The 23,482-nt window shown below is 75.3% G+C and carries 19 protein-coding genes and 1 riboswitch; of the genes, 13 read left to right on the forward strand and 6 right to left on the reverse strand.

What is annotated here, in order from left to right:
* Nucleotides 1-4: 4 nt before the first annotated feature.
* The 7 genes from AB0K43_RS01620 to AB0K43_RS01650 are packed head-to-tail and all read left to right on the forward strand — an operon-like array spanning nt 5 to nt 9,109.
* Complete coding sequence (locus tag AB0K43_RS01620; RefSeq protein WP_363634577.1) at nt 5-1,354, forward strand: glycosyltransferase; 1,350 nt, start codon at nt 5-7, stop codon at nt 1,352-1,354.
* Complete coding sequence (locus tag AB0K43_RS01625) at nt 1,351-2,733, forward strand: lipopolysaccharide biosynthesis protein (protein ID WP_363634579.1); 1,383 nt, start codon at nt 1,351-1,353, stop codon at nt 2,731-2,733. The genes AB0K43_RS01620 and AB0K43_RS01625 overlap by 4 nt, the downstream gene beginning before the upstream one ends.
* A complete protein-coding gene (locus tag AB0K43_RS01630; protein WP_363634581.1) occupies nt 2,730-3,722 on the forward strand; it encodes a glycosyltransferase family 2 protein in 993 nt (330 codons plus the stop codon). Before AB0K43_RS01625 ends, AB0K43_RS01630 begins: the two co-directional genes overlap by 4 nt.
* The gene (locus AB0K43_RS01635) at nt 3,719-4,534 is read left to right on the forward strand and encodes a polysaccharide deacetylase family protein (protein WP_363634583.1); all 816 of its coding nucleotides are present in this window, start codon (nt 3,719-3,721) and stop codon (nt 4,532-4,534) included. Before AB0K43_RS01630 ends, AB0K43_RS01635 begins: the two co-directional genes overlap by 4 nt.
* A 2-nt stretch (nt 4,535-4,536) precedes the next feature.
* The gene (locus tag AB0K43_RS01640; protein WP_363634585.1) at nt 4,537-6,513 is read left to right on the forward strand and encodes a glycosyltransferase; all 1,977 of its coding nucleotides are present in this window, start codon (nt 4,537-4,539) and stop codon (nt 6,511-6,513) included.
* Nucleotides 6,510-7,835: a glycoside hydrolase family 16 protein gene (locus AB0K43_RS01645; protein WP_363634587.1), complete on the forward strand. Its 1,326-nt coding sequence runs from the start codon at nt 6,510-6,512 to the stop codon at nt 7,833-7,835. Before AB0K43_RS01640 ends, AB0K43_RS01645 begins: the two co-directional genes overlap by 4 nt.
* A 23-nt stretch (nt 7,836-7,858) precedes the next feature.
* Nucleotides 7,859-9,109: an ATP-grasp domain-containing protein gene (locus AB0K43_RS01650; protein ID WP_363634589.1), complete on the forward strand. Its 1,251-nt coding sequence runs from the start codon at nt 7,859-7,861 to the stop codon at nt 9,107-9,109.
* 24 nt (nt 9,110-9,133) lie between these two features.
* On the opposite strand, the gene AB0K43_RS01655 is transcribed toward AB0K43_RS01650, so the two are convergent.
* Nucleotides 9,134-10,345: an FAD-dependent oxidoreductase gene (locus AB0K43_RS01655; RefSeq protein WP_363634591.1), complete on the reverse strand. Its 1,212-nt coding sequence runs from the start codon at nt 10,343-10,345 to the stop codon at nt 9,134-9,136.
* Nucleotides 10,346-10,515: 170 nt separating this feature from the next.
* Nucleotides 10,516-11,163 (reverse strand): GTP cyclohydrolase II, encoded by a 648-nt coding sequence (gene ribA / locus AB0K43_RS01660; RefSeq protein ID WP_363634593.1) that lies wholly within the window; start codon nt 11,161-11,163, stop codon nt 10,516-10,518.
* A 181-nt stretch (nt 11,164-11,344) separates the two neighbouring features.
* Between ribA and AB0K43_RS01665 the strand changes: the two genes are divergently transcribed.
* Both AB0K43_RS01665 and AB0K43_RS01670 read left to right on the forward strand, forming a co-directional pair.
* Entirely contained in the window at nt 11,345-12,253 is a 909-nt protein-coding gene (locus AB0K43_RS01665; RefSeq protein ID WP_363634595.1) for an NADP-dependent oxidoreductase, read from the forward strand.
* A gap of 3 nt (nt 12,254-12,256) precedes the next feature.
* Nucleotides 12,257-13,021: a VOC family protein gene (locus AB0K43_RS01670; protein ID WP_363634597.1), complete on the forward strand. Its 765-nt coding sequence runs from the start codon at nt 12,257-12,259 to the stop codon at nt 13,019-13,021.
* 166 nt (nt 13,022-13,187) lie between these two features.
* Here AB0K43_RS01670 and lnt read toward each other — a convergent pair whose 3' ends face one another.
* Entirely contained in the window at nt 13,188-14,744 is a 1,557-nt protein-coding gene (lnt, locus tag AB0K43_RS01675; protein ID WP_363634599.1) for an apolipoprotein N-acyltransferase, read from the reverse strand.
* A 109-nt stretch (nt 14,745-14,853) separates the two neighbouring features.
* On the reverse strand, nt 14,854-18,519 hold the full coding sequence (cobN, locus tag AB0K43_RS01680; RefSeq protein WP_363634601.1) for a cobaltochelatase subunit CobN: 3,666 nt from the start codon (nt 18,517-18,519) through the stop codon (nt 14,854-14,856).
* A 131-nt stretch (nt 18,520-18,650) separates the two neighbouring features.
* A riboswitch (cobalamin riboswitch) is annotated at nt 18,651-18,758 on the reverse strand.
* 112 nt (nt 18,759-18,870) lie between these two features.
* On the opposite strand from cobN, the gene AB0K43_RS01685 reads away from it, so the two are divergent.
* Genes AB0K43_RS01685 through AB0K43_RS01695 form a run of 3 tightly spaced genes read left to right on the forward strand, consistent with a single transcriptional unit; the run spans nt 18,871 to nt 22,198 of the window.
* Nucleotides 18,871-20,073 carry a cobalamin biosynthesis protein CobG gene (locus AB0K43_RS01685; protein WP_363634602.1) on the forward strand — a complete coding sequence of 401 codons (1,203 nt, stop codon included), beginning with the start codon at nt 18,871-18,873 and terminating at the stop codon, nt 20,071-20,073.
* Nucleotides 20,070-20,696 (forward strand): precorrin-8X methylmutase, encoded by a 627-nt coding sequence (locus tag AB0K43_RS01690; protein WP_363634604.1) that lies wholly within the window; start codon nt 20,070-20,072, stop codon nt 20,694-20,696. The genes AB0K43_RS01685 and AB0K43_RS01690 overlap by 4 nt, the downstream gene beginning before the upstream one ends.
* Nucleotides 20,693-22,198 (forward strand): precorrin-2 C(20)-methyltransferase, encoded by a 1,506-nt coding sequence (locus tag AB0K43_RS01695; protein WP_363634606.1) that lies wholly within the window; start codon nt 20,693-20,695, stop codon nt 22,196-22,198. The genes AB0K43_RS01690 and AB0K43_RS01695 overlap by 4 nt, the downstream gene beginning before the upstream one ends.
* A 42-nt stretch (nt 22,199-22,240) precedes the next feature.
* Here AB0K43_RS01695 and AB0K43_RS01700 read toward each other — a convergent pair whose 3' ends face one another.
* Nucleotides 22,241-22,492 (reverse strand): hypothetical protein, encoded by a 252-nt coding sequence (locus AB0K43_RS01700; protein ID WP_363634608.1) that lies wholly within the window; start codon nt 22,490-22,492, stop codon nt 22,241-22,243.
* A complete protein-coding gene (locus AB0K43_RS01705) occupies nt 22,476-22,964 on the reverse strand; it encodes an ATP-binding protein (RefSeq protein ID WP_363634610.1) in 489 nt (162 codons plus the stop codon). The genes AB0K43_RS01700 and AB0K43_RS01705 overlap by 17 nt, the downstream gene beginning before the upstream one ends.
* A gap of 180 nt (nt 22,965-23,144) precedes the next feature.
* On the opposite strand from AB0K43_RS01705, the gene AB0K43_RS01710 reads away from it, so the two are divergent.
* On the forward strand, nt 23,145-23,482 hold a 338-nt coding region (locus AB0K43_RS01710), incomplete at its 3' end, for a Scr1 family TA system antitoxin-like transcriptional regulator (RefSeq protein ID WP_363634612.1).

The raw sequence follows: 23,482 nt of genomic DNA on the forward strand, positions 1-23,482 counted from the left end.
CGTGATGATCACTTCCCCCCGCCGTCCGGTCGCCGCACCCACCCAGGTGGTCGAACTGGACCTGGAACAGCCGGACGAGCTGCGCACCCCGGGCGGGCTGCGGACGCCGTCGACCGGCCGGGCGCTGGCGCTGGTCCGGCGGCACGGACACCCGCTCGGACTGGTCACGGCCACCGGCTCGGCCGGCGACCCGGCCGGGCTGCCGCGCGCGGTGGTCGAGGCCGCCTACCGTGACCTGGCCCCGCACCGCGACCCGAAGGTCCGCCACGACCCGCAATCTCCCCACGACCCGCCGACCCCCCACGACCCGCCGACCCATGGTGACCTGCTGGCTTCGCTGCCCGCCGCCCCGCCGCCCGCCGCGGGCGCCGACCTGGTGTCGGTCAGCGTGATCGTCTGCACCCGCAACCGCGAGGACCAGCTCAAGCCCTGCCTGGACGCCGTGCTCAGCACGACCCATCCGCGGGTCGAGGTGATCGTGGTGGACAACGCGCCCTCCAGCGACGCCACCGAGCGGCTGGTCCGTTCGAGCTACCCGGGCCGGGTGCGCTACCTGCGCGAGCCGGTGGCCGGCCTGGCCCGGGCCCGCAACACCGGCCTGGCCGCCGCCCACGGCGAGATCTGCGCGTTCACCGACGACGACGCCCTCACCGACGCCGGCTGGGTGCCGGCCCTGGTGGCGGCGTTCCGCTCGGACCGCCGGATCGGCTGCGTCACCGGCCTGGTCCTGCCCGCCGAGCTGGACACCGAGGCGCAGGCCGCGTTCGAGCGCTACGGCGGCTACGCGAAGGGCTTCACCGCCCGCAGCTGGTCGCTGATCGACCGCCCGGACCCGCTCCTGCCGCTCTCGGTGGGCGGCTTCGGCACCGGCGCCAACATGGCCTTCCGCACCGAACTGCTGCGCGGCCTCGGCGGCTTCGACCCCGCGACCGGCGCCGGCACCAGGACCCGCGGCGGCGAGGACCTGCTCGCCTTCTACCAGGTCCTGGACGGCGGGCACACCGTGGCCTACCAGCCGGACGCCATCGTCTGGCACCGCCACCGGCGCGACATGGCGGGCCTCACCAAGCAGATCTTCGGCTTCGGCGTCGGCTTCGGCGCCTACCTGACCGCCGTGCTCTCCCGCCGCCCCGGGCTGCTGGCCACCCTCGTCCGGGAGGCCCCCCGGGGCACCGCCGAGGTGTTCCGCCGCAGCCGCGACCGCTCCGGGCGGCACGACCGGCACGACCGGGTCACCGGACGCGCACCCGCCCCGTTCGGCCTTGCCGAGTTCCGGGGCCTGGTCTGCGGCCCGCCCAACTACCTGCTGAGCCGCTGGGAGCAGCGCGGCACCCGGGTGGGCGAACCGTCGTGACCTCCGGTCTCAGCGCCCGCTCGGCCGCCGCCCAGGCCGCCCGCCCGTGCTCCTGCCCCGAGCCGCTGCCCTGCCAGTGCTCCTACCTGACGCTGCTGCGCGCCCGGGTGCGGTCCGCCAAGCCGGCCGCCATCGGGGAGCCGCTGCTGCGCAACGGGCACATCCTGGTCGCCAGCACGGTGCTGGCGGCGGCGCTGGGATCGCTCTTCTGGATCTTCGCCACCCGCTGGTACAGCGCGGAGATCGTCGGCCGCAGCTACGCCGCGCTGTCGGCGGCCACCCTGCTGTCCGCCCTGGGCAGCTTCAACCTGGGCAACGTCCTGGTGCGGTTCGTCCCGAGGGCCGGCCGGCACACCCGGGGGCTGGTGCTGCGCTGCTACGCGATCAGCGCCGGCGCCAGCGCGCTGGCGGCCGTGGTGTTCCTGCTGCTGATCCCGATGATCGCGCCGGGCCTGGGATACCTGCGGGAGCCGGTCCTGGCGGTCGCCTTCATCGCCGCCACGGCCGGATACTCGGTCTTCGTGCTCCAGGACGGCGCGCTCACCGGGCTGCGCCGCACCGGCTGGGTGCTGGGGGAGAACGCCCTGTTCGCGGTGGCCAAGACCGGCATGCTGGCGCTCTGCGCGCTGCTCGCGCTCGGCACCGGGATCCTGGTCTCCTGGTCGGCCGGCCTGCTGGTGTCGATCGTGGTGACCAACCTGGTGCTGTTCCGCCGGGCGGTGCCCGAGCACCACCGGGCCGACCGCACCGGCGCGCCCGCACCCACCCGGGTGATGCGCTACGCCACCGCCGACTACCTGGGCAACCTCTCCAGCATCGCGGCCTACAGCGTGGTCCCGCTGATGGTGCTCAACCACCTGGGCGCCGAGCAGAACGCCTACTACTCGCTGGCCTGGATCATCGCCGACACGCTCTACGTGGCCGCCTACAGCATGGGCAGCTCCCTGGTCGTCGAGGCGGCCCGGGCCCCCGAGCGGCTGGCCGAGCACGCGCGCCGGACGCTGCGCCACACCGGCCTGCTGCTGCTCGCCGCGACCACGGTGGTCATCGTGGCCGCGCCGTGGATCCTGCGCCTGTTCGGGCCCGGCTACGCCGAGAACGGCACCACCGTGCTGCGGCTGATGGTGCTCTCCGCCCTTCCCAACGTGCTGCTGAGCGTCGCGATCGAGGTGTGCCGGGTCCGCCGGGCCCTGCGCTGGCTGATCGCCCTGCAGTTCGCCTTCGCCGTCCTGGTCATCGTCCTGGTCGGCGCCCTGCTGCCCGCGTTCGGCCTGACCGGTGTCGGCTTCGCCTGGCTGATCGCCGGATGCGCGCTCGGCCTGCCGCTGCTGGTCACCCTGCCGCGCTGGCTGCCCTCACCCGACCGGAGGCCGTCATGACCGCCCGACCCGACGGCGGGCCCACCCTGTCCGTCGTCATCTGCGCGTACACCCTCGACCGGTGGGAGGATCTGTCCGCCGCCGTCGCCTCGGTGCGCGCCCAGCGCCGACCGCCCACCGAACTCCTGCTGGTGGTCGACCACTGCCCCGAGCTCGCCGAGCGCGCGGCCCGGCTCCTGCCGGGCGTGCGGGTGATCGCCAACTCCCGGCAGCGCGGTCTGTCCGGCGCCCGGAACACCGGGGTCGCGGCCGCGAGCGGCGAGGTGGTCGCCTTCCTGGACGACGACGCGGTGGCCGACCCGCAGTGGACGCTGCGGCTGCTGGCCGGATACCGCGACCCCTCGGTGCTCGGGGTGGGCGGGCTGGTGCGGGCCTGGTGGGAGACCGGCCGGCCGAGCTGGTTCCCGCCCGAGTTCGACTGGGTGGTCGGCTGCTCGTACCACGGCTCCCCGCGGGCGCCCGCCGAGGTGCGCAACTTCACCGGCGCCAACATGTCCTTCCGGCGCGCCGACATGGTCGCGGCGGGTGGGTTCCGGCTGGACCTCGGCCGGGTCGGCACCAAGCCGCTGGGCTGCGAGGAGACCGAGCTCTGCCTGCGGATCGCCGCCCTCAACCCGCGCGCCGTGCTGCGCTTCGAGCCCGCCGCGGTGGTCCGCCACCACGTACCCCCGACCAGGACCACCTGGTCCTACTTCAGCTCCCGCTGCTACGCCGAAGGCCGCTCCAAGGCCATGGTGGCCCGGCACGCGGGGCCCCGGGCGGCGCTCTCCGACGAGCGCCGCTACCTGCGGCGCACCGTGCCGGCCGCGATCCTGCGCTGCGTCCTGCACGCCGAGTTCCGCACCGCCGGCACGCTCTGTGCGGGCGTGGGAATCACGATGCTCGGCTACACGTCGGGCCGTGCCAGCAGCCTCCGGGCCGGATCCGCCGGTGCCACCGGCACGGGCGGATCCGCCGCCGCGAGGCGATCGGTGAGGAGCCCGACATGATGCCGGTACCCGTCTTCCTCTACCACTCGGTGTCGGACGACCCGCCGTCCTGGATCGCCCCCTACACCGTCACCCCGCGGGTGTTCCGCGAGCAGATCGAACGGATCACCGACAGCGGCCTGTCCGTGGTGCCGCTGCGCCGGCTGGTCGCCGCGATCCACGGCGGACCCCCGCTGCCACCCAGGGTCGCGGTGCTCACCTTCGACGACGGCTTCGCCGACTTCTACTGGACAGTCGCCCCGATCCTCTCCGACCACGGACTGTCGGCCACCCTCTACGTCACCGTCGGCGCCATCCATCCGCCCGGCGGCACGCCCTCCGGCAGCCTGCTGCCGCCCGCGCCGATGCTCAACTGGCGCCAGATCAACACGCTGGACGCGCTGGGCGTGGAGATCGGCGGCCACTCCCAGACCCACGCCCAGCTGGACACCGTCTACGGCCAGAAGGCCACCGAGGAGATCACCGGGTCCAAGCACCTGCTGGAGGACGTGCTCGGGCACGAGGTGACCGCCTTCGCCTACCCGCACGGCTACTCCAGCCCGGCGGTGCGCCGCCGGGTGCGGGAAGCCGGCTGGACCTCGGCCACCGCGGTCGAGAACAAGTTCAGCTCGGCCGCCGACGACCCGATGCGGATCTGCCGGCTGATGGTCCGCAACGACACCCCCGACCACGTCTTCCAGGACTGGACGATGGGCAACGGGGCCGTGGTCGGGCCGGTGCCGGAGAGCCTCTACACCCGCGGGTGGCGCAGCTACCGCCGGTTGCGGGCAGCGGTCGGCAGCCCGGTGGGCGGCCCGCCGCAGGAGGCCTGACCATGATCGAGCCGATGCGCGGCGCGGAGCCGGAGGGCACCGAGATGGTTGACCAGCAGACCACCGGCGCCTCGGACCCGCCCGCCCACCCGCCGGCGGGGACCCGCCCGATCGGGCGCACCCGCCGCCTGCTGCGCCGCCTGCCCCGGACGGTCCACCTGCCCGGCGCCGTCCACCTGCCCGGCCGCTCCGGCTGGCTGATCCGGGCCGCGCTGCCGATCGCCCTGGGCCTGTGGCTGGTGTCGCTGTCCGGCGTGCACCTGGAGCGGATGGGCGCCCTCGGCCTGCTCCAGGCACTGCCGCCGCTGTTCTGGGTCGCGGTCGTCCTGCTCACCCTCGGCTTCGTCGCCACACTCCGGGCCCCGCAGGTCCCGCACCGCTGGGCGGCGGGCTACGTGGTCGGCCTGATCGCGGTCATCCACGCCACCCCGAGCCTGCTGTACCCCTCGCTGCGCTACTCCTGGGCCTGGAAGCACGTCGCGGTGATCGACGCGATGATGCGCCACAACGGCGCGGTGCCGGGCTCGCACAACATGGACGTCTACGACCAGTGGCCGGGGTTCTTCCAGCTCAACGCGCTGTTCCTGCGCGCCACCGGGCTGCACTCCGCGCTCGGGTACGCGGCCTGGTACCCGGTGCTGGCCAACCTGCTGCTGCTGGCGCCGCTGCTGCTGATCTACCGGACCTTCACCCGGGACCGCCGGCTGCTGTGGGGCGGGGTCTGGCTCTACTTCGCGACCGCCTGGGTCGGCCAGGACTACTTCGCGCCGCAGGCCTTCGCGTACTTCCTCTTCCTCACCGTGCTCGCCCTGGTGCTGCGGCGGCTGGCCGAGCTGCGCGCGGCCTCCCCGGGCGCGGAACCGGCCGGAGCGCGGGCGGTGTCGCAGCCACCCGAACCGCGCCGGCGCGGCTGGCGGCCGGCGCCCTTCGTGCTGCTGATGGTGCTGGTGGCGGCCGTCGTCTGCTCGCACCCGCTGACCCCGCTGATGATGATCAGCTTCCTGCTGATGCTCTCCCTGCCCCGCCGCAACCGCCGGGTGGTACTGCCGGTACTGGCCGGCGCGGTCGCGATGACCTTCCTGTGGAACGCCACGGTGGCCCGGCCCTACATCTCGGCCAACCTGAACAGCCTGGTCGCGGCGCTCAGCTCGCCCGACCAGAACGCGCTGCCCAGCCTGTCCCGGCTCGGCACCACCGCGCACGCCCAGGTGCTCGCCTCCTGGGTGGACCGCGGGATGACCGTCACCGTGTTCCTGCTGGCCGTGCTCGCCCTGCTCTGCCACCGCTGGACCCGCCGCACCCCGCTGCCGTGGCTGCTGGTGGCCCCGCTGCCGCTGCTGCTCAGCAACAACTACGGCGGCGAGATGATCTTCCGCGCCTACCTGTTCGCGCTCCCGGCCGCCGCCTTCCTGGTGGCCACCCTGCTGGTGTCGACCCGGCCCCGGCTGCGCCTGCGGTCCTGGATCGCGGCCGCGCTCTCCACCGCGGTGATGCTCGCCCTGCTCGCCGGGCTGTTCGTCGGCTACTACGGCAAGGAGTCGATGAACTACTTCACCGCCGACGAGGTCACCGCCACCCGGTACGTGGCCGACGTGCCCCCGCCCGGTTCGCTGGTGGTCTCGGTCACCGGCGACCTGCCGGGCGGCGAGATGCGCTACGACCAGCGGCAGCGGATCGTGTTGTCCCAGGGCAGCCTGCCCGACCGGCGGGAGCTGCTGGCCGACCCGAAGTCGGCACTGGAGGCCACGATGAGTGATCCGCGGGTGACCGGCCCGGCGTACCTCGTCCTGACCAGGGCGCAGGCCGTCGAGTGCGAGCTGACCGGGCTCTTCCCGGCCGACACCGTCCAGCGGGTGAACGACGCCGCCGCCTCCGCCCCCGAGTTCGTGCCCGTCTACTCCGGACACGACGCGATCGTCTACCGGTACGCACCGGTCGTCGACGGCGCGCACCTCTACCCGGAGATCGGACAGCCATGAGGACCTGGCGCCCCAACCCGCTGCGGCTGCTGCTGGGCCTGTCCGGCTGGCTGGCGCTGCTGACCCTGGTCCTGCCGGCCGCCGACCCGGTGCGGATCACCGTGACCGGCGCGTTCCTGCTGGTCTGCCCGGGAGCGGCGGCGATGCTGCCCGGGACGGCCCGGCCCCGCGCCACCGACTGGCCCGACCGGCTGGCCGTCGCCCTGCTCACCGTGGCGCTGAGCGCGGCGTTCGCGACGGTCACCGCCGTCGCCCTCTTCCTCGCCCACGCGTTCACCCCGGGCCGGGCGCTGGCCGCGCTGGCGCTGCTCACCTCCCTGCTGGTGCTGCTGCCCGGCCGGCGCCCGCGCCGCCTGTGGCCCTTCCGGGGGCACGCCCCCGGGCCGGCCGGCCAGCGGGACCCCGGCCCGGCCGTGCCCGCCGCCGCCCCCCGCCGCCGGCGGGTCACCGGCCGGGTCGGCGTCCTGCTGGGCAGCGTCCTGCTGCTGTTCACCGCGGCCTGCGGCACCCCGGCCGTCGCCGGCCTCAGGGTCCAGCCGCAGGCGCTGAACGGCGTCGACCCCGGCCCCACCGCCACCGCGACCGACCGGCCGGCCGCCGACGGCCCCTGGCACGAGGTGTTCCGGGACGACTTCAACGGCCTGACCCTGAACCCCGCCAACTGGGTGACCTGCTACGACTGGAACGACGGTGGCTGCACCAACGCCGGCAACCACGAGGAGCAGTGGTACCTCCCCGGGCAGGCCAAGGCGGCCTCCGGCGCCCTCGTCCTGACGGCCGACCGCCGGGCGACCCCGGGCAGCGACGGCCGGACCTACCCGTGGACCTCCGGCATGGTCAGCACCGGGCGCGCCAGCTGGAACGGCGCCCCGCTGCACACCTTCACCTACGGCTACTTCGCGGCCGCCATCCAGACCCCGCAGGACCCCGAGGGCATGTTCCCGGCGTTCTGGCTGATCCCGGCCGAGACCCGGGGCACCCCGCCCGAGCTGGACGTCGCCGAGTTCCCCGGCAGCAACAGCTTCGTCGACATGAACCTGCACTGGCGCGCCCCCGGCGGTGGTGACGACCGGGTCGGCCGGCGCTACCAGTCCACGGACTTCTCCGCGGGGCTCCGGGTGTTCGCCATGGACTGGGAGCCCGGGTCGGTGACCTGGTACGTGGACGGGGTCGAGCAGTTCCGGGTGACCGACCCGGCCGTCATCCCGCACGTCGCGATGGAGCTGATCCTCAACCTCGCCGTGGGATACCCGAGCTCGCCGCCGCTCTCGGTCGACGCAGCCCAGCTGCACGTCGACTGGGTCGCGGTCTGGCAGCACTGAGCGCGAGAGGAGGCGGCGCAGCCATGCAGCGAGCCGGGCCCGATCTGGACCGAGCCGTCCCCGTCCTGCTGGTCAAGGTCGGCTGCTACCCGCAGGCGCACAGCCCGGTCGGCGTGGCCCGCTCGTTCGGCCGGCTCGGGGTGCCGGTGCACGCCATGGTCGAGGACCGGTTCACCCCGACCGCCGTCTCCCGCTACCTCAGCTCGGCGTTCGTCCGGCCCACCACCGGCCGCGAGCCGCCCCGGCTGCTGCTGGAGGCCCTGCTGGCGGCGGCCCGGTCGGTCGACGGCCGCAGCGTCGCGGTGGCCACCGACGACGAGGCGGCCGTCCTGCTCGCCGAGCACGCCGAGGAGCTGTCCCCCCACCTGCTGCTGCCGGCGGTGCCGGCCGGGCTGCCGCGCCGGCTGGCCGACAAGGGCGAGCTGCGCCTGCTCTGCGAGGCGAACGACATCCCGACCCCGCGCGCCCGGGCCCCGCGCGACCGCGCCGAGCTGCTCGCCGCGGCGCGCGAGTGGGGGTACCCGGTGGTGCTGAAGAACCTCGGCGCGTTCAGCCGGCTGGACCGCCCGGCGGTCGGGGCCACCACGGTGGTCCGCGACGAGGCGGCGCTGCTGGCCGCCTGCCCGTCCGAGCTGCTGCCCGCGCTGCTGATCCAGGAGTACCTGCCGCCGGAGCACGCCGAGGACTGGTTCACCCACCTGTGCTGCGGGCCCGGTGGCGAGCCGCTCGCCGTCTTCACCGGGCTCAAGCTGCGCTCCTGGCCGCCCGGGGCCGGGATCACCACCCGCGCCCGCGCGCTGCCCAACCCGCCGCTGGCCGAACTGGCCGCCCGGCTCTGCCGGCAGATCGGCTACAGCGGGGTGGCCGATCTGGACTGGCGGCTGGACCGCCGCGACGGCCGGTACAAGCTGGTGGACTTCAACCCCCGGACGGGCGCCCAGTTCCGGCTGTTCGAGACCACGGCCGGGGTGGACGTGGTGCGGGCCCTGCACCTGTCCCTCACCGGGCGCCCGGTGCCGCAGGGCCCGCAGCTGGCCCGGCACTTCGGGGTCGGCCAGGTGGATCTGCTGTCGACCGCGGTCACCGCCTGGCGGGAGCGCACGCCGCCGGCCGACCCGTGGCCGCGCCGCGGCACCGAGCGGGCCTGGCTCTGCCGGGACGACCCGCTGCCCGCGCTCGCCGAGGCGGTCCGGTTCGGCGGTCGCCCGGCCCTGCGGATCGCCCGCCGGGCCCTGAGCGCACCGCTGGCTCCGCTGCGCATGGTGCCCCGCTGAGGGCGCCCCGCCGGGCCGGTGCGCTCAGCGCTTCGCCGGGGCCAGCGCGCCGCTGATCCGCCGGGCCGCGAACTCGGTGCCGGCGACGAACCGCAGCAGCGGGCCGAAGCTGTCCGCGGCGGACAGCCCGGAGAAGTACAGCCCCGGCACCGAGGACTCGAAGCCGGCCGACAGCCGCGGCGCCCCGAGCGGGGTCCGCCGCACCGCCTGCCGCACCCGGGCGTCCAGCAGGGCCAGCCGCTCCACGTCGACCCGGTACCCGGTCGCCACCAGCACGTGATCGGCCTCCAGCGACCTGGTCGGGCCGCGCAGCCGCAGCCGGGCGCCGCTCCCGTCGGCCTCGGCGGCCTCCAGGGCGTGCCCGGTCAGCACCGGGAAGCGGCCGTCCACCCGGGGCTGCAGCCACCAGGCCCCGGCCGGGCCGAGCACGGTGCGCACCGAGCGGGCCCGCCGGGCGTCGGGCAGGTACCGGAAGGCGGCGGGGATCCGGCTGAAGGCCAGCAGCCCCCAGCCGGGGCCCAGCGGCGAGCCCGGGCTGGCCAGCCGGGCTGGCAGCGGGCGGTCCCGGCTCTCGTCGGTGTCCGGCGGGACGCCGAACAGCAGCTTGTCGGTGCGGGCGACCACGGTCGGCTCGGCGCCCGCCTCGTGCAGCAGGGCGGCGCTCTCCAGCGCCGACTGGCCGGCCCCGATCACCGCGACCCGCTGCCCGGCGAACTTGCCCAGATCCACGTGGGCCGCGGAGTGCGAGGCCAGGCCCGCGTCCACCAGCGGTTGCAGCAGGCCCGGCACCGAGGCGTACGGCTGCAGCCCGGTGGCCAGCACCACGGCGCCGCTGGTGAACGACTCCCCGGTGTCCAGCAGCAGCTGGAAGCGCCCGCCCTCGTACCGGACGCCGAGCACCGTGGTCCGCTCGACCTCGGGGACGCAGGTGCGCTCGAACCACTCGCCGTAGCCGATGAACTCGTCGATCGGGATCGGGTGTTGGTCACCGCCCTGGGGCCGGCCGGTCGCGGCCCGGAAGTCCGCCAGGCGGTACCGGCCCGCGGGGTCGGAGATGGACGAGGCGCGCGGCGTGGACTTCAGGAACATCCCGGTCGGCATCCGGGAGCGCCAGCTGTCCATCGGCTCGCCGAAGATCCGCAGGGGCACCCGGCGGCCCTTGAGATGGGCGGCCACGGCCAGCCCGTACGGTCCGGCGCCGATCACCGTCACCGGGACGGTCACGTCGGCGTTCATGACCGCCTCCGGGTCGGCGCGGTGCGCCGTGGGGCGGGGCGGGGTCGGCGGTGCGGCGTCATCGGGCCACCTCCTCGGGGCGGGGGGATCCCCAACTCCCAGGGTGCACCGTGCACACCGGCCCGGCATGTCCGGCCGCCGGACCCAGGTCCGACGTCTCGGCCCCGGCCTCAGCCGACCAGTCCGGCCAGCCGGATCGAGTGCCCGGTGTGCTCGACCTTCGCCCGCAGGTAGCGGACGTTGCTCGCGGAGACGTGCACCCCGGTCGGGATCCGCTCGGTGACCTCCACGCCCAGGCCGGCCAGCTGCTGCGCCTTGTCCGGGTTGTTGCTGAGCAGGCGGACGGCGCCGACGCCGAGGGTGGCGAGCATCTGGGCGGCCGCCGTGTAGTCGCGGCCGTCCTCGGGCAGGCCGAGGGCGGTGTTGGCCTGGTAGGTGTCCAGCCCGGCGTCCTGGAGGGCGTAGGCGTCCAGCTTGTTGTAGAGGCCGATGCCCCGGCCCTCCTGGCGCAGGTAGAGCAGGTAGCCGCCGGTCTCGCCGATCCGTTCGACCGACTCGCGCAGCTGGGGGCCGCAGTCGCAGCGGTCGGAGCCGAAGACGTCCCCGGTGAGGCACTCGGAGTGCAGCCGCACCAGCGGCGGTTCGGCCCCCGGGGTGCCGAGCGCGAGCGCGAGGTGCTCGGCGCCGTCGGCCAGGCCGTGGAAGGTGAAGACCTCCGCCTCGACCCGGTAGCCGTCGGGGAAGGTGAGCGGGATGCGGACCTGGGAGCGCACGGTGGCGGGCGCGGGCTGCTGCGGGTCGGTCTCGGTCTGCGTCATGCCCGGCCTCCAGAGTGGTTCAAATTCAAACTTTGTGTCCGGCTCAGACCGTACACCGTAGTTCCAATTTGAACAACGGTGGTCCCGGGAGACCACTTTCGGCCCACCATCCCCAGCCGCCCCGGTCGGGCACCACGCACAGTGGGCAGGGGGCACAGCCGCACTTCGACGAGGGATGACTATGTCCAAGGCATTCGGCTTCACCGAGTACGGAGGCCCGCAGCACCAGGTCTTCCTGGACCGCCACGTCCCGGTGCCGGGGCCCGGCCAGCTGCAGATCGCCGTCCGGGCCGCCGGGGTGAATCCGATCGACTGGAAGATCCGCCGGGGCCTGACCGGCAAGGGGCTGGACCTGCCCGGGGTGCTCGGGGTCGAGGCGGCGGGTGTGGTGGAGGCGGTCGGCGACGGGGCCACCGGGTTCGCCGTCGGCGACCACGTCTTCGGCATCACCGTGGGCGGCGGCTACGCCCAGCACACCCTGCTGACCGCGGCGGCGGCCGCCCGCAAACCGGCCGCGGTGAGCTTCGTCCAGGCCGCCGCGCTGCCGGTGGCCGCCGCCACCGGGTACGACGGGGTGGAGGACGTCGGCCTCAAGGCCGGGCAGACGCTGCTCATCCTGGGCATCGCGGGCGGGGTCGGCAGCGTGGCGGCCCAGATCGCCCGCGAGCGCGGCATCGGCGTGCTGGGCACGGCGAGCGAGGCCCGCCGCGGGTACGTCGAGGAGCTCGGCGCGACCTGGATCCGCTACGGCGACGGGGTGGCCGAGCGGATCCTGCTCGCGGCGCCGGACGGCGTGGACGGCATCCTCGACCTGATCGGCGGCGCGGACGCCCGGGCGGCGGCCGGGACGCTGGCCGACCGCAGCCGCCTGGTCGCCACCTCCGACCCCGGCACTGCCGCCGAGCTGGGCGGCTCCTTCATCCGCCGCAGCCCCGTCGGTCCCACCCTGGTGAAGCTGGCCGCCCTGGTCGCGTCCGGCCGGCTGGACCAGAAGATCACCGCCACCTACCCGCTGGAGCAGGCCGCCGAGGCACTGGCCGAGGTCGAGGCCGGCCACGCCCGCGGCAAGCTGATCCTGGAAGTGAGCTGACCCGTGAAGATCACCGCAGCCACCGTCGGCGCCCCCTGCTGGGTGCAGCTCGCCACCGTCGACCCCGACGCCGCCAAGGCCTTCTACACCGAGCTGTTCGGCTGGCGGGTCGAGGAGGATCCGCGGCCGGAGGCCGGCGGCTACTGCACCCTGCTGCTGGGGCAGGCGCCGGCCGCCGGGCTGACCCCGGTCCAGCAGCCCGAGCAGCCGACCGCCTGGTCGGTCTCCTTCGCCACCAAGGACGCGGACGCCGCCGCGGCGAAGGTGGTGGCGGCGGGCGGCCGGGTACTGATGGAACCGTCGGAGGTCTTCGACCTCGGCCGGTTCGCGGTGGTCGCCGACCCGGCCGGGGCGGTCTTCTCGCTCTGGCAGGCCCGGGCCTTCGACGGCCAGGCGGTGGCCGACGAGCCCGGGTCGCTCGGCTGGGTCGAGCTGACCACGCGGGCGGTCCACCAGTCCAAGGAGTTCTACCCGCGGGTCTTCGGGTGGAGCGTCACGGTCGGCGAGATGTACACCCAATGGGGCATCGCCGGGCGGGACTTCGGCGGCATGGCCGACATGGCCGACCAGTTCCCGGACGACACCCCGCCGTACTGGATGCCGTACTTCGCGGTCGCGGACGTGGACCGCACGGCCGAACGAGCGGCCGCCCTCGGCGCGAGCGTCCTGCTCCCGCCCACCGAAGTCCCCGACGGCCCCCGGCTGGCAGTCCTCAAGGACCAGCAGGGAGCGGTCTTCGGCATCCACATCGCCCAGGCCCCGGCCTGAGGCCGGCAGGGGTAACCCCAGGGGCGCGAGGAACTGCGCGAAGGCGGGAGGTGTCCGCCCGCACTCTCCCGCTTTCGCGCAGTTCCTCGCGCCCCTTCCTCGGGGTGCCCCGAAGCCTTCGATGCCCCTTGGGGGTCCCCGGTGTTCCTGGAGGTGCTGCTCCCCGCTAGGGGTTCCCCGCGGTGACGTCCTCGGTCGGGGCCGGGCTGGCCGCTTCGGGGCGGGGGCGGCGGGTGGTGGTCCGCAGGGCGGTGGCCGCGGCGGCCAGGGTGATCGCGACGGAGCTCAGCGGCACCCAGTCGCCGAGCCGGTCGTACCAGGTCAGCGCGGTCGGGGCGGCCAGCGCCAGCCGTACGGTGACGGCGCCGGTGGCCCCGGTGCCGAGGTGGGCCAGCCGGCGGCCCTGGCGGTCGTAGGCGACCGACTCGCCGGTCAGCGCGGCCTGCACCACCGGCCGGCCGGTCTCGGCCGCCCGGATCGCCCCCAGCGAGGCGTGCTGGGCCGGGGCCCAGGTGTCCTGGAAGGTCGAGGTCGCCGACTGGTAGACGATCACCCGGGCGCCGTCCCTGGCGGCCTGCCGGGACATGTCGGGGAAGGCCGACTCGAAGCAGATCAGCGCGCCGACCGGCATCGCCGCGCCCGCCCGGTCGGTGGTCGGCAGCAGGTGGAAGGCGGTGCCGGGGGCCCGGTTCTCGCCGGCGGCGGCGCTCACCCCGGCGATCCAGCCGAGCAGCGGCCGCAGCGGGATGTACTCGCCGAACGGCACCAGCCGGATCTTGCGGTAGCGGGCGGCCACCCCGTCCGGGGTGATCAGCACCGCGTCCTTGGAGATCCGCCCGTCCGCCTTCCGGGCGTCCTCGCCGACCAGCAGCTGGGCGCCGGTGAGGGCGGCCAGCGCGCGGACGTCGCCGAGCGCGGCCGGGTCGCGGTCCAGGTCGGCGGTGGTGCTGCTCTCGCCCCAGATCACCAGGTCCAGCGGCTGCCCGACCAGGCCCTGGCTGATCCGCACCCCGGCCGCCAGCCGGGCGTCCGGGTCGGCGGTCTGGCCGGGCTGCACCAGCGCGACGGCGGCGGAGCCGTCCGGGGCCGGCTGGCGCTGGACGGCGAACAGCAGCGGCCCGGCGACCAGCGTGGCCACCAGGGTGCCCGCGGCCAGCGCCCGGACCGGCAGCCGGTGCGCGGTGAGCAGGATCAGCACGGCGGTGTTGGCGGCGGCCACGGCCGCGCTGACCAGCCAGACGCCGCCGACCGAGGCCAGCCCCAGGATCGCCGGGTGCTCCCACTGGCTGGCGCCGAGCAGCGCCCACGGCCCGCCCAGCGCGTGCCAGGACCGGGCGAACTCGCAGCTCACCCAGACCGCCGGGACGACCACCAGGGCCGTCAGCGCCCGCCGCGGGGTCAGCGGCGGGTGCAGGGTGCGCCACACGGCCAGGCCCAGCACCGCCTGGAGCGCGCCGAACAGCAGCGCGAGCAGGATCAGCCCCGGCCCGATCGAGGGGATCAGCCAGTACATCGCCACCAGGATGAACCCCGCGCCGAACCACCAGCCGCGCACCGCCGCCTCCCGGCCGCTGGGTGCCCGCTGCATCGCCAGCAGGCCCGGCACCAGGGCGACCCAGGCCAGCATGGCCAGCCCGAGCCCCGGGAAGGCCAGCACGGGCAGGGCCCCGGCGGCGAGGGCGCCGTAACGGGCGGGCTGGGTCAGGCCGGCACGAAGGGTCATGCCGTGATTCTCCGCCTCCTGAGGCCGGCTCACCTCATTCCCGGGTCACCCGCGTGGCGGACCGGAGGTGAAGATCTGGTGCACCCCCGGCCCGCACCGGCGGGGCCGGTCAGCCGTCGCCCTCCAGGTCGCCCTCGGTCTCCAGGAAGGCGGTGCGCAGCGCGTCGATCAGCTCCGGGTCGGGCTCGGCCCACAGCCCGCGCTCGGCCGCCTCCAGCAGGCGCTCGCTGATGCCGTGCAGGGCCCACGGGTTGGCGCCGGTGAGGAACTCCCGGTTCACCGGGTCGAGCACGTACTCCTGGGTGAGCTTCTCGTACATCCAGTCCGCGACCACGCCGGTGGTGGCGTCGTACCCGAACAGGTAGTCCACCGTCGCCGCCATCTCGAACGCGCCCTTGTACCCGTGCCGCCGCATCGCCTCCAGCCAGCGCGGGTTGACCACGCGGGCGCGGAACACCCGGGCGGCCTCCTCGGTCAGGGTGCGGGTGCGGACGGTCTCCGGGCGGGTCGAGTCGCCGATGTACGCGGCCGGGTTCTTCCCGGTCAGCGCGCGCACGGTGGCGACCATGCCGCCGTGGTACTGGAAGTAGTCGTCCGAGTCGGCGATGTCGTGCTCGCGGGTGTCGGTGTTCTTGGCGGCGACGGTGATCCGCTTGTAGGCGGTCTCCATCTCCTCACGGGCCGGACGGCCGTTCAGCTCGCGGCCGTAGGCGTAGCCGCCCCAGACCGTGTACACCTCGGCCAGGTCGGCGTCGGTGCGCCAGTCCCGGCTGTCGATCAGCTGGAGCAGGCCCGCGCCGTAGGTGCCGGGGCGGGAGCCGAAGACCCGGACGGTGGCCTTGCGCTCGTCGCCGTGCACGGCCAGGTCGGCCTGGACGTGGGCCCGGACGAAGTTGTCCGCATCGGCCTCCTCCTGCCGGGCGGCGAGCCGCACCGCGTCGTCCAGCAGCGCCACCACGTGCGGGAAGGCGTCCCGGAAGAAGCCGGAGATCCGCAGCGTGACGTCGATCCGGGGGCGGCCCAGCTCCGCCGGGGAGATCACCTCCAGACCGGTGACCCGGCGCGAGGCGTCGTCCCAGACCGGGCGCACGCCCAGCAGCGCGAAGGCCTCCGCGATGTCGTCGCCGGCCGTGCGCATCGCGCTGGTGCCCCAGAGCGAGAGCCCGACCGACGGCGGGTAGGCGCCGTCGTTGTCGGCCCGGTAGCGGTCCACCAGCGAGGAGGCCAGCGCCTGGCCGGTCTCCCAGGCCAGCCGGCTGGGGACGGCCTTCGGGTCGACCGAGTAGAAGTTGCGGCCGGTGGGCAGCACGTTGACCAGCCCGCGCAGCGGCGAGCCGGACGGCCCGGCGGGCACGAAGCCGCCGTTCAGCGCGTGCAGCACCGCGTCCAGCTCGTCCGTCGTGGCCGCGAGCCGGGGCACCACCTGGCGGGCGGCGAAGTCCAGCACCTCACGGACGGCGTCCGGGTGCCCGGCGGCGACCTTCTCGACCGCCTCGGGCGCCCAGTCCTCGGCCTCCATCGCCTCCACCAGCGCGCGGGCCTGCGCCTCGGCGGCGTCGGTGGCGCCCAGGGTGAGCGCCGCCTCGTCCAGCCCGAGCGCCTCGCGCAGGCCGGGCAGCGCGCTGACCCCGCCCCAGATCTGCCGGGCCCGCAGGATCGCCAGCACGATGTTGACCCGGTCGGTGCCGGCCGGGGCCTGGCCGAGCACGTGCAGGCCGTCCCGGATCTGGGCGTCCTTGACCTCGCACAGCCAGCCGTCGACGTGCAGCAGGAAGTCGTCGAAGCCGTCGTCCTCGGGCCGCTCGTCCAGGCCGAGGTCGTGGTCGAGGCGGGCGGCCTGGATCAGCGTCCAGATCTGGGCCCGGATCGCCGGCAGCTTGGCCGGGTCCATCGCCGCGATGTTGGAGTGCTCGTCCAGCAGCTGCTCCAGCCGGGCGATGTCGCCGTAGGAGTCGGCCCGCGCCATCGGCGGCACCAGGTGGTCGACCAGGGTGGCGTGCGCCCGGCGCTTGGCCTGGGTGCCCTCGCCCGGGTCGTTCACCAGGAACGGGTAGATCAGCGGGAGGTCGCCGATCACCGCGTCCGGGCCGCACTCGGCGGACAGCGCCGCGGTCTTGCCGGGCAGCCACTCCAGGTTGCCGTGCTTGCCCAGGTGGATCACCGCGTCGGCGCCGAAGCCGCCGTCCGCCTGCGCGGCCGCGATCCAGCGGTAGGCCGCCAGGTAGTGGTGCGAGGGCGGCAGGTCCGGGTCGTGGTAGATCGCCACCGGGTTCTCGCCGAAGCCGCGCGGCGGCTGGATCAGCACCAGCAGGTTCCCCGAGCGGATGCCGGCGAGCACGATGTCGCCGTCCGGGTTCTGCGAGCGGTCCACGTACAGCTCGCCGGGCGCCGGGCCCCAGTGCTCCTCGACCCGGGTGCGCAGAGCCTCGGGCAGCGTGGCGTACCAGCGGCGGTAGTCGGCGGCCGGGATCCGGACCGGGTTGCGGGCCAGCTGGTCCTCGGTCAGCCAGGCCTGGTCGTAGCCGCCGGCCGCGATCAGCGCATGGATCAGCGGATCGCCCTCGTGCGCCGGATCCGCTGCTGCTCGCCCGCTCGCCTCCGGGCCCTGCGACCCTTCGGCTCGGGGCGGGTCGACCGGCGGGAGCCCCGGCAGATCGGTGCCGAGGTCCATGCCCTCCGCGCGCAGCCGGGTGAGCAGCCGGATCGCCGAGGCCGGGGTGTCCAGGCCGACCGCGTTGCCGACCCGGGCGTGCTTGGTCGGGTAGGCGGAGAGCACCAGCGCGAGCCGCCGCTCGGCGGCCGGGATGTACCGCAGCCGGGCGTGCCGCACCGCGATGCCGGCCACCCGGGCGGCCCGCTCCGGGTCGGCGGCGTAGACGGTCAGGCCGTCCTCGTCCAGCTCCTTGAAGGAGAACGGCACGGTGATCAGCCGGCCGTCGAACTCCGGCACGGCGACCTGGGTGGCGGTGTCCAGCGGGGAGAGGCCGTCGTCGCTGGCCTCCCAGGCGGCCCGCGACCAGGTCAGGCAGAGCGCCTGGAGGATCGGCCGGTCCAGCGCGGCCAGCGCGCCCGCGTCCCAGGCCTCCTCGTCGCCGCCCGCCTGCGCGTCGGCCGGGCGGGTGCCGCCGGCCGCCAGCACGGTGGTGACGATCGCGTCGGCGGTGCCCAGGCGCGCCAGCAGCTCCGGCTCGGCCCCGCGCAGCGAGGAGCAAAACAGCGGGAGCGCCCGCGCGCCCTGGTCCTCGATCGCCCGGCAGAGCGTCTCGACGAACCCGGTGTTGCCGCTCATGTGGTGCGCGCGGTAGTACAGCACCGCGATCACCGGGCCCTCGGTGGTGCGGGCGGTGCGCTCCAGCGGGCCCCACTCCGGTGCGGAGGCCGGCGGTGCGAAGCCGTGGCCGGTCAGCAGCACGGTGTCGGACAGGAAGGCCGCCAGCTCGGCCAGGTTGGCCGGGCCGCCGTGCGCGAGGTAGGCGTGCGCCTCGGCGGCGATGCCGGCCGGCACCGTGGACAGCTCCATCAGCTGGGCGTCCGGGGCCTGCTCACCGGTCAGCACGATCACTGGACGGGGGCCGGCCAGCAGCGCGTCCAGACCCTCCTGCCAGGCCCGGCGGCCACCGAGCAGCCGGACGATCACCAGGTCGGTGCCCTCGGTCAGCGCGGGCAGGTCCTCGACGGCCAGCCGGGCCGGGTTGCCAAGCCGGTACGGCACCGGGCCGGTGGAGGCGCGGGCGCTGAGCAGGTCGGTGTCGGAGGTCGACAGCAGCAGGATCATGCGAGGGGCCTCCCGGCCTCGTCGGAGAACGGGCAGGGCGCAGGCATGCGGCAGCGCACAGGTCAGGCCTTCCTCGGGGTCCGCGCCCCGCGGGTTTCGCCCCGGCCGAGGCCCGGGCGGAGGACGTGGACGGCGGGAGTTCCTGGCTCCCACGGCCGATGAGCCGTGGTCACAGTGGCGGGACCGCACCGGATTTGCACCGGTTTCCTCCCCTTGCGCCGTCGCTGGCACGGGCCGCCCGCAGGGCAGCCCGGGCAGCATCGTACGGGGTGCCGGAGGCCCACGGACCTGGCTCTCGGCTGTGATCTACGAGACGGGGCGCCCGGTCGGACAATCTGTATGCTCGCCGCCATGCCACCCGAACCCGCCGCCGCAGCGCCGGGCCCCGCCGTGCCCGACCGGGGCCAGGCCGACGCCTGCCCCGGCGCGCTGCGCCTGCACCGGGCCGACGACGGCGCCCTGGCCCGGGTCAGGGTGCCCGGCGGACTGCTGACCGGCGGTCAGCTGCGGGTGCTGGCCACGGCCGCCGAGGAGCTCGGCGACGGCGAGCTGGAGACCACCTCGCGCGGCAACCTCCAGCTGCGGGGCCTCGGTTCGGACGCCGGCCTCGAACTGGGCACCCGGCTGCGCGCCGCCGGCCTGCTGCCCTCCGACGCGCACGAGCGGGTCCGCAACATCGTCGCCTCCCCGCTGGCCGGCCTCGACGGCCGCGGCCACGCCGACGTCCAGGCCTGGGTGCGCGAGCTCGACCGGCGGCTGTGCGCGAGCGACTGGGCGGTCGGCCTGTCCGGCAAGTTCCTCTTCGCGCTCGACGACGGCCGGGGCGACGTGGCCGCGCTGGACGCCGATGTGACATTGATCGCAAGGCCCGCCGGAGCCGCGCTGCTGCGCCTCGGCCGGGCCGCGACCGCCCGCCCCGTACCGGCCGGCGCGGCCGTGGACGCGGCCCTGGCGGCCGCCCGCGACTTCCTGGCCGCGCTGCGGGCCACCGGCACCGCGGCCTGGCACCTGCGCGAGGCCCCCGACCTGCTCGACCCGGGCCCACTGCCGCTGCCCGCCTTCGACGACCCCTACCCGCGCCCCGGCGCGCTGCCCGGCGGCCTCTGCGTCGGCCTGCGCTTCGGCCGGGCTCCCGCCGACCGCTGGCGCCTGCTCGCCGACGCCGCGCCGGACGGCCTGCGGCTCACCCCGTGGCGCGGCGCGGTGCTGCCCGCCGCGGCGGGGGAGTGGCTGCCCAGGCTGGCCGCGGCCGGCTTCCGCACCGAGCCCGGCACCGCCTGGGACGGCGCCACCGCCTGCACCGGCACCCCGGGCTGCGCCAGGTCGCTGGCCGACGTACGGGCTGATGCCCGGGCCGCCCTGGACGCCGCCGGGCGCCCCGGCCTGCCGGTGCACTGGTCCGGCTGCGCGCGGCGCTGCGGACACCCGGGCGGTGACTGGGTGGATGTCCTCGCCACGGGGCAGGGCTACCGGGTGACCCGAGGCGCTGCCTCGGTGGAAGTGACGACGCACGAGATGGCCGAGGCGGTCGCCGAGGCCCGGAGGACCACGTGATCGAGTACGAGAAGGACGGCGCCGCCATCTACCGGCAGTCCTTTGCCACCATCAGGGCCGAGGCCGACCTGGCCGCGCTGCCCGCCGACCTCGCCCAGGTCGCGGTGCGGATGATCCACGCCTGCGGCATGACCGACCTGGTCGAGGACCTGCTGTACTCGCCGGGCGTGGTGGCCCGGGCCCGCGAGGCGCTGCGGGCCGGCGCGCCGATCCTGTGCGACGTCAACATGGTGGCCAGCGGCGTCACCCGCAAGCGGCTGCCCGCCGACAACGAGGTGCTCTGCACCCTGACCGACCCCGCGGTCCCCGAGCTGGCCGCGAAGCTGGGCACCACCCGCAGCGCCGCCGCGATGGAGCTCTGGCTGCCCCGCCTGGAGGGCGCGGTGGTCGCCGTCGGCAACGCGCCGACCTCGCTGTTCCGGCTGCTGGAGCTGATCGAGGCGGGCGCCCCGCGCCCGGCCGCCGTGATCGGCGTCCCGGTCGGCTTCATCGGCGCCGCCGAGTCCAAGCAGGCCCTGGCCGAACACCCCGCGGGCCTGGAGCACCTGGTGGTCCGGGGCCGGCGCGGCGGCAGCGCGATGGCCGCCGCCGCCATCAACGCGATTGCGAGCGAAGTGGAATGACGGATCGTCAGGCAGGCCGGCTGTACGGGGTCGGGCTCGGCCCGGGTGACCCGGAACTGGTCACCGTCAAGGCCGCCGCGCTGATCGCCAAGGCCGACGTGGTCGCCTACCACAGCGCCCGGCACGGCCGCTCGATCGCCCGCTCGATCGCCGAGCCCTACCTACGGGGCGACCAGCTCGAGGAGCAACTGGTCTACCCGCTGACCGTGGAGAGCACCGACCACCCCGGCGGCTACCGGGGCGCGCTGGACGAGTTCTACGAGGAGGCCGCCGCCCGGCTGGCCGCCCACCTGGACGCCGGCCGCGACGTGGTGGTGCTGGCCGAGGGCGACCCGCTGTTCTACGGCTCCTACCAGCACATGCACAAGCGCCTCGCGCACCGCTACCCGACCGAGGTGGTGCCCGGCGTGACCTCGGTCAGCGCCGCCGCCGCCCGGCTCGGCCGGCCGCTGGTGGAGGCCGAGGAGGTGCTCACCATCATCCCGGGCACCCTGCCCGAGGAGGAGCTGACGGCCAGACTGGCCGCCGCCGACTCCGCCGTGGTGATGAAGCTCGGCCGCACCTTCCCGACCGTCCGGCGGGCGCTGGAGCGGGCCGGCCGCCTCGCCGACGCGCAGTACGTCGAGCGGGCCACCATGCCCGGCGAGCGCACCGCACCCCTGGCCGAGGTCGACCCGGCCTCGGTGCCCTACTTCTCGGTCGCCGTGCTGCCCAGCCGGATCGACCGGACCGTCCCGGAACACCCGGACGGCGAGGGCGAGGTGGTCGTGGTCGGCACCGGCCCGGCCGGACCGCTCTGGCTCACCCCGGAGGCGCGCGGCGTGCTCGCGAACGCCACCGACCTGGTCGGCTACACCACCTACCTGGACCGGGTGCCGGTGCGCCCCGGCCAGATCCGGCACGGCTCCGACAACAAGGTCGAGGCCGAACGGGCCGAGTTCGCGCTCGACCTGGCCCGGCGCGGCCGGAAGGTCGCCGTGGTCTCCTCCGGCGACCCGGGCGTCTTCGCGATGGCCACCGCCGTCCTGGAGGCCGCCTGCGCCGAGCCGTACCGCTCGGTGCCGGTGCGGATCGCCCCCGGGATGACCGCCGCGCACGCCGCCGCCTCCCGGGCGGGCGCCCCGCTCGGCCACGACTACGCGGTGGTCTCGCTCTCCGACCGGCTCAAGCCCTGGGAGGTGGTCGCCCAGCGGCTGCGCGCCGCGGCCGCCGCCGACCTGGTGCTCGCCCTGTACAACCCCGGCTCCAGGAGCCGCACCACCCAGGTCGGACTGGCCCGTGACCTGCTGCTGGAGCACCGCGCCCCCGACACCCCGGTGGTGCTGGCCCGGGACGTCGGCGGCCCGACCGAGCGGGTCCGTACGGTCCGCCTGGCCGAGCTCGACCCGGCGGAGGTCGACATGCGCACCATCCTGCTGGTCGGCTCCTCGCAGACCCAGGCCGTCGCGCGGGACAACGGCACCGAGGTGGTCTGGACCCCGCGCCGCTACCCGCCGGTCTGACGACGTGGGAGGGCGCCGGCCGTCCGGTCGGCGCCCGCCCGCTCAGCCGAGTTCCGCCCACACCGCCTGGCCGTGCGCCCGGGCGTGGTGGCCGAACCGGTCCGCCTCCCCGAGCAGGTCCAGCACCCCGCGCTGCGCCTCGCCGCCCATGCCGTCCGGCAGCGGCGCCTCCACCCGGTAGCTGCCGCCGGGCGCCGGGACCACCCGGGGCCGGGTGCCCGTCACCCCGGCCAGCCGGACGGCCAGTTCGAACGCCGCCGCCCGGGGCGGTTCCGCGCTACCGGGTCCGCCCATCGCGGCGCTCCTCCCGCCCGTCCTCCGGGGCCACCGTCGCCCAGACCACCTTCCCCGGCCCGCCCGGGCGCGGCCCGACACCCCAGGCCTCGGAGAGCAGTGCGACCAGATGCATCCCGCGCCCCGACTCGTCCAACTCGGCGGGCACGGTGGGGGAGGGGAGGGCGGCGCTCGCGTCGTGCACCTCGATCCGCAGCCGGCCGAACTCCACCGCCAGCCGGACCTGGATCTTCCGCCCGGGCGGGACACGGGCATGGCTCACCGCATTGGTGACCAGCTCGGAGAGCAACAACTCCCCGGCCCAGAGGTACGGTTGGCCGTCCGGCAGCCCCGCCAGGAACTCCCGCAGCAGCCTGCGGGCGGCGCGGGCCGATCTCGGGCGGCGGGGGAGCCAGCGGCTCTGTTCTGGGGGCGCGGGGTGAGTGGGGTGCGCGGGCTGCGTGCCGGGGGGTCTGTCGAGAGTTTCGGGCATGGCGAAGCCGCCTTCCGGGGTGCTTACGCAAGGTGAGTGACTTGCTCCGTTCCGCCACCAAGCATCGCGGCTCGCCGGTAGCGTGGCGAGGGATCGGACTTTCCAAACGATCTGACACAACCGGGGGTTGCCATCAACCGTCGCAAGGGCCTGACCAGCCCGATCACCTGTTCCCCGGCCATGTTCGGCTCCGAGCTGCTGTACGCCCGCGAGGCCGCCGGGCTGAGTCAGCAGGAGCTCGGCGGCCGGGTGCACTGCACCGCCGGCCAGATCAGCCGGGTCGAGGGCGCCACCCGCAAGCCGTCGCAGGAGTTCGCTCGGGACTGCGACCGGGAGTTGGGCACGGGGGAGCTGCTGGCGCGGATCTGGACGCGGGTGGACTGGAACGGCGCTGCCGCGCACCCCGATTGGTTCCGGCGGTACGCGGGGCTGGAGGCGGAGGCGACGATCATCCGCAAGTTCCAGGTCCAACTGGTGCCCGGCATCTTGCAGACCGCGGACTACGCTCGGGTTCTCTT

Source organism: Kitasatospora sp. NPDC049258 (assembly GCF_040678895.1).
GTDB lineage: Bacteria > Actinomycetota > Actinomycetes > Streptomycetales > Streptomycetaceae > Kitasatospora.